11 protein-coding genes are annotated in these 12,296 nt (G+C 30.2%); all 11 read right to left on the bottom strand.

The features are described from left to right. Nucleotides 1–86: 86 nt before the first annotated feature. The 11 genes from I6E17_RS03225 to I6E17_RS03175 all read right to left on the bottom strand — a co-directional run bounded on the left by I6E17_RS03225 (nt 87) and on the right by I6E17_RS03175 (nt 12,239). The gene (locus tag I6E17_RS03225; RefSeq protein WP_235235515.1) at nt 87–1,337 is read right to left on the bottom strand and encodes a peptidase U32 family protein; all 1,251 of its coding nucleotides are present in this window, start codon (nt 1,335–1,337) and stop codon (nt 87–89) included. Between the two features lie 110 nt (nt 1,338–1,447). Continuing rightward, nucleotides 1,448–2,785 (bottom strand): replicative DNA helicase, encoded by a 1,338-nt coding sequence (gene dnaB, locus I6E17_RS03220; protein WP_176828720.1) that lies wholly within the window; start codon nt 2,783–2,785, stop codon nt 1,448–1,450. 9 nt (nt 2,786–2,794) lie between these two features. Beyond that, entirely contained in the window at nt 2,795–3,241 is a 447-nt protein-coding gene (gene rplI / locus I6E17_RS03215) for a 50S ribosomal protein L9 (protein WP_176828721.1), read from the bottom strand. Nucleotide 3,242: 1 nt separating this feature from the next. Further along, nucleotides 3,243–4,145 carry a hypothetical protein gene (locus I6E17_RS03210; protein ID WP_176828722.1) on the bottom strand — a complete coding sequence of 301 codons (903 nt, stop codon included), beginning with the start codon at nt 4,143–4,145 and terminating at the stop codon, nt 3,243–3,245. Nucleotides 4,146–4,149: 4 nt separating this feature from the next. Then, nucleotides 4,150–5,613 carry a DNA polymerase III subunit gamma/tau gene (dnaX, locus tag I6E17_RS03205; protein WP_235235512.1) on the bottom strand — a complete coding sequence of 488 codons (1,464 nt, stop codon included), beginning with the start codon at nt 5,611–5,613 and terminating at the stop codon, nt 4,150–4,152. Between the two features lie 11 nt (nt 5,614–5,624). Continuing rightward, entirely contained in the window at nt 5,625–7,019 is a 1,395-nt protein-coding gene (locus I6E17_RS03200; protein WP_176828724.1) for a sigma-54-dependent transcriptional regulator, read from the bottom strand. A gap of 26 nt (nt 7,020–7,045) precedes the next feature. Then, nucleotides 7,046–7,927, bottom strand: a complete 882-nt coding sequence (locus tag I6E17_RS03195) for an energy transducer TonB (protein WP_235235510.1) — start codon at nt 7,925–7,927, stop codon at nt 7,046–7,048. An 11-nt stretch (nt 7,928–7,938) separates the two neighbouring features. Then, the gene (locus tag I6E17_RS03190) at nt 7,939–8,376 is read right to left on the bottom strand and encodes an ExbD/TolR family protein (protein ID WP_235235508.1); all 438 of its coding nucleotides are present in this window, start codon (nt 8,374–8,376) and stop codon (nt 7,939–7,941) included. Between the two features lie 5 nt (nt 8,377–8,381). Beyond that, nucleotides 8,382–8,993, bottom strand: a complete 612-nt coding sequence (locus I6E17_RS03185; RefSeq protein WP_176828726.1) for a MotA/TolQ/ExbB proton channel family protein — start codon at nt 8,991–8,993, stop codon at nt 8,382–8,384. A 25-nt stretch (nt 8,994–9,018) separates the two neighbouring features. After that, nucleotides 9,019–9,357 (bottom strand): hypothetical protein, encoded by a 339-nt coding sequence (locus I6E17_RS03180; RefSeq protein ID WP_176828727.1) that lies wholly within the window; start codon nt 9,355–9,357, stop codon nt 9,019–9,021. Further along, a complete protein-coding gene (locus I6E17_RS03175; RefSeq protein ID WP_235235506.1) occupies nt 9,354–12,239 on the bottom strand; it encodes a tetratricopeptide repeat protein in 2,886 nt (961 codons plus the stop codon). Before I6E17_RS03175 ends, I6E17_RS03180 begins: the two co-directional genes overlap by 4 nt. Nucleotides 12,240–12,296: the final 57 nt, after the last annotated feature.

The raw sequence follows: 12,296 nt of genomic DNA, 5'->3' as shown, positions 1-12,296 counted from the left end.
AAAGTATAACAGCCCATTTAACAAAAGAATTTGAAAAATTCCCTTTATACATAACTATCCCTTTCCTTTAACTAAAAAACCTTTTATTATTTAACTTCTACTCCAGGATTTTCTTCTTTAACTTTTCTTATCATATCAAGAACTTCCATGTCTGCTCCTGGCATTACAACTCTTACTGTTGAATTAGGATTTGCAGCAAGTACTTCCTCTTCATGACCATTTCTTCCAAGAAGAATCATTTTAGGAAGAACTATTTTTCTAGGATCATATTTAGGAGTTACTACTTCAAGTTCTTCTCCAGCTTCAACTCTGTTTCTTATAGCAAGAATATATTCATCATCAGAAATTTTTTCTATAACTTTTGCAACAAGCTGATGTGTTTGGCTGTAAGAATTTCTGTCATTATAATTTTGAGCTTCTGCTCCAGGTCTTCCATGATAGAATCCTTCTGTATAAAGTCTGTGTGAAGTTGACTCAAGTTCTCTAAGCCATTTTTCTTCAAATTTAAAGTTTCCTTCATAGTATTTATCAATAGCTTCTCTATATGCTTTTACACTGTTAGCAACATAATAGATACCTTTCATTCTTCCTTCTATTTTAAGTGAATCTACACCTAAATCAAGAATTTGGTCTATCATTTTTATTGTACATAAATCTTTTGAACTGAAAATAAATGTTCCATGCTCATCTTCAAATACAGGCATATATTCTCCTGGTCTTTTTTCTTCCATAAGAGAATATCTCCATCTGCATGACTGTGCACAGTCTCCTCTGTTAGCATCTCTTCCTGTCATATAGTTACTTAAAAGACATCTTCCAGAAATTGACATACACATAGCTCCATGTATAAATACTTCAAGTTCTATATCAGGTACTTTTTCTCTTATTGTTTTTATATCTTCAAGAGAAATTTCTCTTGCAAGAACAACTCTTCTTGCTCCCATATCTTTCCACATTTTTACTGAACGCCAGTTTGTATTACTTGCCTGTGTACTTACACTGATAGAAAGATTTGAGTTTTCTTTTACTATTTGGAAAACTCCAAGGTCTGCAACAATAACTCCGTCAACTTTTATACTTTCAAGAAACTTAACATATTCTGGAAGGTCATCTAGTTCCTCATTGTGAGGTATTACATTAAGTGTAACATATACTTTTTTTCCAAGTGAGTGAGCATACTCCACTGTTTTTGTTAATTCTTCGTCAGAAAAGTTGTTACTTCCTGCTCTAAGGTTGAACATCTTTCCTCCTAAGAAAACTGCATCAGCTCCATAGTGAAAAGCCATTTCCATTTTTTCTATATTACCTGCTGGTGCTAATAATTCTACTTTTTTCATCTAATATCCTTTCTTCCTTTAAAAAAATTTTCATCTAACTTTCTATATACACATATTAAAAATTTATTATATTTATTTTTCTTTGATTGACCAAAGAAAAGTAACACATTTTATTCCACTTTTGTTGTGTAATCTGCAAATTTTGTAATTTCATGGAAGAATCTAAGCTTTACAGTACCTACAGGTCCATTTCTCTGCTTACCAATAATTACTTCTGTGATTCCTCTTTCATCACTTTCTTCATTATAATAGTCATCTCTATAAAGGAATACAACCATGTCTGCGTCCTGCTCAATCGCTCCTGATTCTCTTAAGTCTGAAAGCATTGGTCTTCTGTCTGCTCTCTGTTCAGGTGCTCTGGAAAGCTGTGAAAGAGCAATTATAGGAATATTAAGTTCTCTTGCTATCCCTTTAAGTGATCTTGAAATATCAGATATTTCCTGCTGTCTGTTGTCTCCTCTTCCTGTTCCTTTTATAAGCTGAAGATAGTCTATTACAATCATATCAAGTTTATTCATAGCTTTAAGTCTTCTTGCCATTGCTCTTATTTCAAGAACATTAACATTAGGGACATCTGCTATATTTATATGAGATTCTGCAAGCTGTCCACTTGCTATACCAAGTCTTCCCCATTCTTCTTCTTCAAGGAAACCATTTCTTATTTTCTGAAGTCCTATCCCTGACTGAACAGCTAAAAGTCTTTGTAAAAGCTGTGAGCTTGACATCTCAAGACTGAATATAAGAACTGATTTTCCCCCTTTCATTGCTGCATTAAGAGCAAGGTTAAGAGCAAAAGCAGTTTTTCCCATTGAAGGTCTTGCTGCAAGAATTACAAGATCTGAAGGATTAAATCCACTTGTTTTTTCATCAAAATTTGCAAATCCTGATGAAATTCCAGTAGCTGCTCCTTTATTGTTAAAGACTTCTTCCAGTCTCATAAACTCTTCAGTCATAGCATCTTTTATACTTATTACATCTTTAGATTCTTTATTTTCAGAAATTTTAAAAATAAGTCCCTCTGCCTTATCTAAGATTGTATCTACATCTTCATATCCATCATAAGACATTTCAACTATTTTTGTTCCCACATCTCCAAGCCTTCTTAAAATAGACTTTTCCTTAATGATTTTAGCATGAACATCAATATGAGCAGCTGTAACAACTCCTCCTATAACATCATAAAGCATAGACTCTCCGCCTATTTCATCAAACTTATTCATCTTTTTAAGTTTGTTCATAACAACAATGGGATCTATTGTTTCACCAGTGTTATAGCATTCTGTCATAGCTTCAAAAATATATTTATGTCCTACCTTATAAAAATCATTTGGAGATATTATCTCAATAATATCTCCAAAACAGTCAGGCTTAAGAAAAATACCTCCGAGAACAGATTTCTCTGCCTCCATGCTGCTTGGAACTCTCTTAAGATTTTCCACACCTTCCATTATTATCTCCTACTCTTTTGTTATAACAGTAATTTCGGCTTTTACATCTTGATGAAGTTTAACTGTTACTTTATGTTCACCAAGTGATTTTATACTGCATTCTATTTTTTTCTTATCTATTTTAAGTCCAAAAGATTTTTCCATTTCAGCAGCAATTTCTTTATTAGTTATTGCTCCAAATAATTTTCCGTTATCTCCTACTTTAACAGTTAAAACTAATTTTTCTTTTTCTAACTGATTTTTAAGGATTATAGCTTTATTTTTTTCATCTTCATTTCTTTTAGCTTCTTTTTTCTTATCATTTTCTATTTTTTGTAAAGCTTCAGCTGTAGCAATTATCCCTTTATTTTTATTAAGAATAAAGTTTTTTGCATAACCGTCTGATACAGTTATTAAATCTCCTTTTCTTCCTTGTCCTGCTACATCTTGTGTTAAAATTACTTGTATTTTTGCCATATTACTTTCCTCCGTTGTCTTTTATTATTGTAATTTTTACGGCTTCAAAACTTAAAAGCCCGGCTATTATAAAGATTATATTTTGAAAATTAAGCCCTATTATAACTGCCAATAACTGACATATTAAATCTGATTTAATTTTCAGTCTTATAAGATTATATACTATTTTTATCCCATATACAACAAAAGATATTTTAACCATAAGCATGATATTTGTCAAATATACATTTTGAATATGTCCAAATCTTATTATAAAGAATGGGACTATATAGAACAGAAGCCACCAGTATGATATTCTCCATACAGGATAACTTTTTCTTCCAAAAGAATAATATGTAAGATAAGTTATAAGACCTACATAAGTATATATCATATAATATACATTATTTTTTATAAACTTAAAAATAATATCAATATTTGCCTGATCAATATTATTAAGCTCCTTTACAACCTCTTTTAAAAGTTCTCCATTTATATTAAGCAGCTTTATATAAAAGAATGCTGTTACTGTTGTAACTATGCTTGTTATTATAATTCTGTCAAATACAGGAATCATAAATTTTTTCCCATTAAACTGATAGTATAAAATTTCTATAGGAAAAAATATAAGAACATACCCTGCTAAATTTTTAAGACTTTCTGCAGTCATGAATTCAAATGCAAATTTATATGTAACTGGAGAAACATAAAAATTTATTCCCCCTATAAAAATCATTGAAAGAATTGTTGCTCCAAGCCATTTTTTTATTTTAAACATTGGCACATTTTTTATCTTATAAATAAGAAGTGCAAATCCTGTAACAGGCATAAGCATAGAAAGATTGTAAAGAATTGTGCACATTACAGCATCAAGGAGAATTCCTGAAACATCACTGTAATTATTTTTTGAAATCTTTTTATCCATTAAACTAATTCTCCTCTGAAAAATATGTCATTAACTGTGATGTAAAATCACTTTCATTTTTTCCTTTTTCATTTTTATTTTCTTTAAATATATATTTTATTCTTAATTTTACTCCTGTTATTCTTTCAACAACATCTTGGAATATAGTATTATAATATTCTGTTTCCATCTGCTCTTTTGCAAAAAGATTTGAATTAAATCTTATATAAAGAATATTTTCTTCCACTTTATAGGGAAGAGCATCCATAAGAAATGCTGAAAAAGTCATTTTTTCATTTTTAGCTGCTCTTACTATCTCTGTCCATCTATTTTTTATATCCTCAAGTGATATGTTTACAGTAGGTACCTCTTCTAAAACTTCTCTTGACACAGTTTCTGAAGTTTCTATTTTTTTAGGAGCTTCTTTATAAACAACCTGTTTTTCAACTACAACTTCTTTTACTTCCTGCTTTGTTTTCTTTATAAGACTGTTTAAAACTACATATCCAAGAAGTCTTTTATCTTCTTCACTTTTGAATTTATTAAGGGAATCAAAAATATTTCCTATTATTCCAAGTCCCTCTTCTGCTTCAAGTTTGCCTTCAAGGACAAGATTTTTTACATATTTTCCAAAGTCTTTAAAAAATTTTTCTATATCAAGAGATTCAAGCCACAGTTTATCTAAAAATACTGCTCCTTCTGAAACTCTTCCTCCTTTTATAATATCTAAAAATTCTTTTAAAAGTGATTTAGATGTAACTCCTATAACTTTACTGCATTTATCTTCATCTATTTTTTCTCCGAGATATGTTATTATAACTCTTTCAAGAATTGATATAGCATCTCTCATACTTCCCCCTGAACTTTCATATATAAGTCCAAGGCTTCCTTCATCAATTTCTACATTTTCTCCTCTGCATATTTCAGAAAGCTTTTCTTTAACTTCTCCATATGTAAGAGGCTGAAAATCATATCTCTGACATCTTGAAATAATAGTAGGAAGAATTTTATCTGGTTCTGTTGTTGCAAGAATAAAAATTACATGTTCAGGAGGTTCTTCCAATGTTTTTAAAAGAGCATTAAAAGCCTCTTTTGTAAGCATGTGAACCTCATCTATTATGTATATTTTTTTTCTTCCTTTTGAAGGCTGATAATTTATTTTATCTTTCAGTTCTCTTATTTCATCAATACCTCTGTTTGATGCAGCATCAATTTCAATAAGATCTATAAAATTTCCGTTATCAATCTCACGGCAGTTCTCACATTCATTGCATGGTGTACTGCTTATTCCATTTTTAAGGCAGTTTACTCCTTTAGCTATAAGTCTGGCACTTGTTGTTTTTCCTACCCCTCTTGGCCCACTGAAAAGATAGGCATGAGAAATTCTGTCGTTATCAAGGGAATTTTTAAGAGTTCTTACAATATCCCCTTCTCCTGCGATTTCACTGAAATCTTTTGGTCTGTACTTTCTATATAATGTTATATGCATATGAATTTCTCCTACTCAAGCCCATAATTTATCATCTTAGTTCTAAGTGTATTTCTTGTTATTCCAAGAACTTCAGCTGTTTCAATTCTCTTTCCATTTGTCTGCTCAAGAACTTGTTTTATAAGCTCTTTTTCAACCTGTCCCATTATATATGTATAATAAGAACCTTTATGAGTTGATTTTTTATAATTTTTAATTTCATCTTCTATCCATTCATTAAGCATCCATGTCTGATAGTTTGTATTTCTTCTTGAAGCTCTTACTCCTGCAACATCTGCTGGAAGATCTTCTATAACTATTGTATTTCCTCTGCACATTGCAACTGCAGATTTAATTGCATTTTTAAGTTCATTTACATTTCCAGGCCAGTCAAATCTAAGAATTTTTTTCATAGCAGGTTTGCTTACACCTTTTACAGATTTATTAAGTTCTCTGTTACATTCTCTTAAATAGTTATCTATTATAAAAGGAATGTCATCTTTTCTGTTTCTAAGAGGAGGAATAACTATTTCAAGAACTTTTAAAGTATCAAGAAGTTCTTCTATGAAACGGCCAGCCTGTACCTCTTTTCCAAGATCTACAGAAGATGTTGCTATTATTCTCATATCAGTTTTAATAGGATCTGCTCCTCCTAGTCTGAAAAATTCTCCTTCCTGAAGGAAATAAAGAAGTTTTGACTGAACATCAAGACTTAATGCTTCCACATTTCCAAGATGAAGTGTTCCTCCATTTGCCTTTTCCAGCTCTCCTGCTTGTGAGAAAATTGCTCCTTCAAAAGCACCTTTTTCATAACCAAAAAGTCTTCTTTCAAGAAGAGAGTGAGGGAATGAAAGGCAGTTTATACTTATAAAAGGTTTTTTAGAAGTATCGCCAAACTGATGTATTGCAAGAGCAACACTTTTCTTTCCTGTTCCTTTTTCTCCAGATACAAGAACAGGCATTCTTCCTGCTGAAACCTTTCCTATTTTTTTATAGACTTGAACTATTTCTTTAGTCTGACCTATAAGTTTATCTCCTATATTTTTATTTCTTTCAACTCTTTCAGCCATAAGTTTATGGTCTCTTACAGCCTTTGCACACACTCTCAGTATTTCAGAAGTCGGCATAGGTTTTAAAAGATAATCATATGCCCCAGCTTTAATACTTCCTGCTACAACTTTTAAGTTTGAACTTACTCCTATAACAATAACTACTGTTTTTTGCTGAAATTCATTTACTTTTTTTATAAGGTTTACAAGAGTTTCCACAGGTAGATTTTTTTCTTCTATTAAAACACAGTCATGATTTTTTTCCTTAAGCTGATCTATAAAATCACCAACTGCTTCTACATATATAAGTCCGTGCTCTGTATTCCCTTCCAGTTCTTCTCTCAAATCCTTTTCCACTCTAAATCCTAAAAAAGTCATTTGATTCCCCCTTTAACATTCTTTTTCTAATTACCTTTAAGTTTAAATGTATAATCTAGAATAACTCTTCCTTTTATACTTAAACCGTGCCTGCTAAGGTATATTTTCCATGTTCTTCCTATGGATTCAATGGCACTGTTGATTTCAGGAACTCCACTTCCTTTATCAATTATAAGATTTACAACTTCCCCTTTTTCATTTACATCTATTTTTACTCTTACACTTCCTTGAAGCCCTTTTAACTGAGCTGATTCAGGATATTCAGGCTCTTGATTTTCTGAGTCCCATCTTGCAACTATATCTCCTTCTTCTACACCAAGTTTATATCCACTAGGAAGTCCTTCAACTTTTCCCTCTTCAACTTTTATGCTTTCAATTGATATACTTTCATCTTTATCAATAAGGATATTGCTTGTATCTCTTTCTTTAATTGTTTCATCAAGAACAAGAGTATCATTAAATTTTATATCTTCTGTTTTCATTCCAAGCTTTTCTTCTCTTTCAAATTTAAGCTCTTTTTTAGTGCTCTTTAGTGCCTCATCAAGAGTATCGCTTTTTTTTCTTGCACTTAGATTTACACTGCTTATTACATTTATTGAAGGAGCTTTTATTGTTTTTGAAACAGAATCAAGACTTAAACTTTTTTCTTTTTTAGCTTCCTGTTTTTTTGGAGCAGGAATTTCTATATTTTTCTTAACAGGCTCTTTCTTTTCCACAGTTTTTTTAGCAGTTACAGTTTTTTTCTGTTCCTTTGAGTAAACCCTTTCTTTTTCAAGAGCAACTAATCCGACTTTTAATTTTCCTTCCTTTACATCTTCTATTTTATATCCAGGAATAAGAAGAACTATTATCAGATTTATTATAAGTGCCAGAGAAAAAGAGAGTTTGTCTCTTTTATTAATATCCATTTTTACCACTCCTATTTCTCAAGCATTGTATCAATATCAAGTTCTGATGCTCCTGCTTCTTTTGATATAGTCATGATATCAACTATAAAACCATAGTCAAGAGCCTTGTCTCCACTTATAATAACAGTTTTGTCCTGAGATTTCTCAAGTTTATCTGCAAGAACTCTTTTCAAGCTGTCCTTTGTTACTTTTATACTTTTTCTTTCATTTCCTTCCTGATATTTTACATAGATAGTTTTACCTTTTGTAATATCAACCTGAAGTTCTTTCACTGCTTTTATCTCTCTTATTGTAGATTGTGGAAGATCTATTTTTATTCCACTGTTTATATCTTCAAAAGATGTTGCCACAAGAAAGAATATCAGAAGAAGAAATACTACATCTATAAGAGGAGTCATTTCAAGAATAATACTGCCACTATTTCTTCTTTTTAATCTCTGCAGTTTCATAAAACTTACCTCCTGAAGTAATTGATAACCTCTGTGCTTCCTTTTTCCATATCATTTATAATTTCATCTATTTTTCTGTTATAGTAGTTATAAATAATAAGGGCTGGAATAGCAACAAAAAGTCCTCCTGCTGTTGTAAATAATGCTTCTGAAATTCCTCCTGCAAGGATTTTAGCATCTCCTGTACCATGAAGTGCAACTGCCTGAAAGGCTTTTATCATTCCTGTTACAGTTCCTAAAAGTCCAATAAGAGGAGTAGTGTGAGCAACAATACTTAAAAGCCACATATTTCTCTCAAGAAGAGGAATTTGTGAAAGAGCAGCTTCTCTTGCTTTTTCTTCAAGTGTCACAATATTAGTTGTATTTGTTTTATTCCAAAAGCTTAAAACTTCTTTTAAAACCATTCCTGTTGAAGATTTTGAATTTGAAAGATAACCTATTGCACCTTTTACATTATCTTCTTCTATATATTTTCTAAGAACTGGCTTTATATCTGAAAATCTGTTTTTCTCTCTTGTTCTAAAATAAATAAATCTTTCAATTATAACTCCTGTACCAAGAACTGACATAAGCAGTATGAAGTACATTAAAAATCCACCATTTTTTATCCAATACATTTTCGTAAAACCTCCTGTTGTAAACCTATAAAGCAACAGCTATAGCTATTACCCCAAGTACTCCCAAAACATATTTCCAAATTGAGCTTTCTTTTGAAACATCAGAAGCAAGTTCTTTTTTTATTTCATCATCACTATTTTTTACTTCAAGGCTTTCTTGTCCTTCTTTTATTTTTTTACTTGATGTTTTTATTTCACTTGCATCTACTTCTTTTTGATCAAGATTTATTTTTTTGTCTGCCACTTCTCTAGTTTCAATAGTTTCTTTGTTTACACCAGTAACTTCTTTGTCAATTACAACACTTTCTGCTGAAAATGCTGAAAGAGAACCTAAAATCATAAGACATAAAACTAATTTTTTCATTTTTGTTCCTCCTTATTTGTGTCAGATACGGTAGTTTCTGTTTCCTCTTTCATAAACTCATCATATTTTGCTGCTGTTTCTTTATTAAGTTTTTTAAGTTCTTTATAATATTTTTGGGACTCTTCTTTATTATTTTCCTTAAGAGATATAAAAAGCATTTTTTCTGTTAGATACTCTTTATATTCTGAGGCATTTTTATTTTGAAGAAGTTCCTTATAACCTTCTTTTGCTTTTGCCGTATCTCCTTTAGCATCATATACATCTGCCAGTTTTAATTTTGCTGGTATTACATATATACTTTGTGGATAAAGAACAAAAACTTTTGAAAGCTCTATTTCAGCTTTATCATTTTCTCCCTTAAGAGCATATATATTTCCTGTTTGGAATACTGCTAAATCTTTATATGGAGTGCTTTCCATTTCTCTTATCTCTTTATAATTTTTCTCAGCTTCTGCATATTTCTTTTCATTGAAATAGTCATTTGCACTATTTATAAGAGCATAATCCCTATATTTTTTACTTTCAAAAAGAATTTTTTCCTCTGCCTGTGCCTCTTTTGTCATTCCTTTTTCTCTGTAAGCAAGAGATTTATAATAACTTTTTTTATATTTATCAGAAAACTTTTCAATCCACTGACTTTTGGCTTCTATATTTTCTGTTTTATCATAAAGTTCTATTATCTTTTCTACTGTCTGATCTTTTTCTGTGTTCTGCACTGATGCTATATAGAGATTTTCATATTCTTTTACAGCTTCCTCTGATTTTCCCCTGTCAGAAAGAATTTTTCCTCTTATTGAAAGAATATTTACTAAATATGAAGAATGAGGATACTCCTTAAGAAATTTTTCACTTTCAGCAAGATAAGAATCTTCTTTTCCAAGATTAAGTTCACAGTTAAGCTCCCAGTATTTTGCATCTTCTTCATATTTCTTTCCACTTTTTTCACTGTATACCATTTTATATTCAGCTTTTGCTTTCTCATAATTCTTTTCAGCAAAATAACTGTCAGCTGTCTGGAATCTTGCATAACCACTGTACTCTGGAATAACAGTAAGTTTTGCAAAATATTCTCTCGCCTTTTCATAATTTCCTAGTCTGTAATAACTAAGTCCTATTCTGTCAACAATATCATCAAGTCCATAAATATATGCTCCGTTAAGATATTCTTCTCCTTCTTTTATAACTTTTTCATATTTTTCCCATAGGAAATTATTTTTTATTATATTATAAGCTGTTTTTTCTTTAAGCTCTTTTCCTATATTTTCTTTACTTTTAAGAGGAGAAAGCAGGCTATCTGCTTTTTCATATTCTCCCACACCCATATAAGCTATTCCTTTTAAATAGGTGCTGTCATCTGTCTCTTCCATTTTATTCAAATATTCTATAACTTCTGAATATTTTTTCTCATTTACAAGAAGATTTACAAGGTTATTTCCTATTTCAACATCACTTCCTGATTTCATATATTCTTTGTAAATCTTTTCAGCTTCTTCTGATTTTCCTTTTTTATAAAAATAATTTCCTGCTGCAAGATAAATATCTTTTTTATAATCTCTATCTTCTTGAAATTCAGTTTTATATTTTTCAAAAGACTCTGAAAGTCCTGTTTCATCATCAGTTTTTGTCTGAAGAACTATCACCCTGTAAAGATTTTCTGCTGTAGGATAATCTTTATATATGCCTTTATAATACTTATAAGATTTTAAAGCATCTCCCATTTCATAATAAGAGTTTCCAAATACTGTACATAAATCTATATATTTTTTTCCTTCTGTTTCATATTCAGGAAGATATTTTTCAAAAGACACAGCTTTTTTATAATCTTTCATATTATAAAAGCTAAGTGCTGAATAATATCTGCTGTTAAGAAGGTATTTTTTATCTTTTATTTTTTCAAATTCTTGTGCTGCCTTCTTATAGTTTTCAAGTTTATAATGAGAATAAGCATAAGTATATCTTACACTGTCAGGTTTTTCCTCTCCCATTATGTCATAAAAGTTAACTGCTCTTTTATATTCATTCTCTGCAAGAAAATAATCTGCTAAAACCCTTGCTCCTGCTTTTTTATCTCTTTCTCTGTCAATTTCAGAATAAATCATAAGAGCCTTATCTATTTCTTCTCTGTTTGCATATATTTCTATAAGAGTTATTCTTCCTTTTTTACTATAGCTGTCATTAGGATATCTTCTCAACCCCTCTTCAAAACAACTTATAGCTTTATCAGAATCATTAAGTTTATAATAAGAAGATCCATAAAGGTAAGTTAAAAGAGGAATATCCTTACTTGTGCTTTGAAGATTATTATAAAAATCAAGATACTTTACTGCATCTCCATACTGCCCATTATTATAAAGCCCCATTGCAAGATACAGAACTGCAGATTCATAATAATCTCCCTGAATTCTTACAACATTCATAAACTCTTTTACAGCTTCTGTGTTATCTCCCTGATTAAGAAGAATTATACCACTGTCATAAAGAGTTTTTTCATATATTTTTTTATTTTCTTTTAGATTTACAGCATATTTTTCTGCTTCTGCTCTGTTTCCTTCAGCTTTTTTTATTTTATAAAGGTAAGAATAAGCTTCTGTCTTTTCATCTTTTTTTAATTTATACTCTGTTAAAAATTTTTGAAAATATATCTCAGATTTTTTATAATCTTTTTGTATAAAATATACTTTCGCCATTCTTTCACATATATTTTTATTATATTTAGAATCAGGATAATTTAAAATAAATTTTTCAGATTCTGATACAGCCATATCATATCTTTCTTGTTTGTACAACTCATTTAAAAATGCTATATCTTCTTTCATATTTCCATAAGCCAGATTAGCACTTAAAGTGATTAATGCAATGTATAAAAATTTTCTTTTGAACAATATTATCACTCCTTGATTTACTGGTTAATTTTTAATATAACCTAAAAACAGCTTACA

Origin of the sequence: Fusobacterium perfoetens (assembly GCF_021531595.1) — a bacterium.
Lineage (GTDB): Bacteria > Fusobacteriota > Fusobacteriia > Fusobacteriales > Fusobacteriaceae > Fusobacterium_B.
The sequence above is the reverse complement of the archived record's forward strand: the minus strand, read 5'-3'. Positions and strand labels throughout refer to the sequence as shown.

Bases quoted from the DNA above. Each gene is read 5' to 3' on its own strand.
- I6E17_RS03225 (WP_235235515.1), bottom strand. From the start codon at position 1,337: ATGAAAAAAGTAGAATTATTAGCACCAGCAGGTAATATAGAAAAAATG.
- dnaB (WP_176828720.1), bottom strand. From the start codon at position 2,785: ATGGAAGGTGTGGAAAATCTTAAGAGAGTTCCAAGCAGCATGGAGGCA.
- rplI (WP_176828721.1), bottom strand. From the start codon at position 3,241: ATGGCAAAAATACAAGTAATTTTAACACAAGATGTAGCAGGACAAGGA.
- I6E17_RS03210 (WP_176828722.1), bottom strand. From the start codon at position 4,145: ATGGATAAAAAGATTTCAAAAAATAATTACAGTGATGTTTCAGGAATT.
- dnaX (WP_235235512.1), bottom strand. From the start codon at position 5,613: ATGCATATAACATTATATAGAAAGTACAGACCAAAAGATTTCAGTGAA.
- I6E17_RS03200 (WP_176828724.1), bottom strand. From the start codon at position 7,019: ATGACTTTTTTAGGATTTAGAGTGGAAAAGGATTTGAGAGAAGAACTG.
- I6E17_RS03195 (WP_235235510.1), bottom strand. From the start codon at position 7,927: ATGGATATTAATAAAAGAGACAAACTCTCTTTTTCTCTGGCACTTATA.
- I6E17_RS03190 (WP_235235508.1), bottom strand. From the start codon at position 8,376: ATGAAACTGCAGAGATTAAAAAGAAGAAATAGTGGCAGTATTATTCTT.
- I6E17_RS03185 (WP_176828726.1), bottom strand. From the start codon at position 8,993: ATGTATTGGATAAAAAATGGTGGATTTTTAATGTACTTCATACTGCTT.
- I6E17_RS03180 (WP_176828727.1), bottom strand. From the start codon at position 9,357: ATGAAAAAATTAGTTTTATGTCTTATGATTTTAGGTTCTCTTTCAGCA.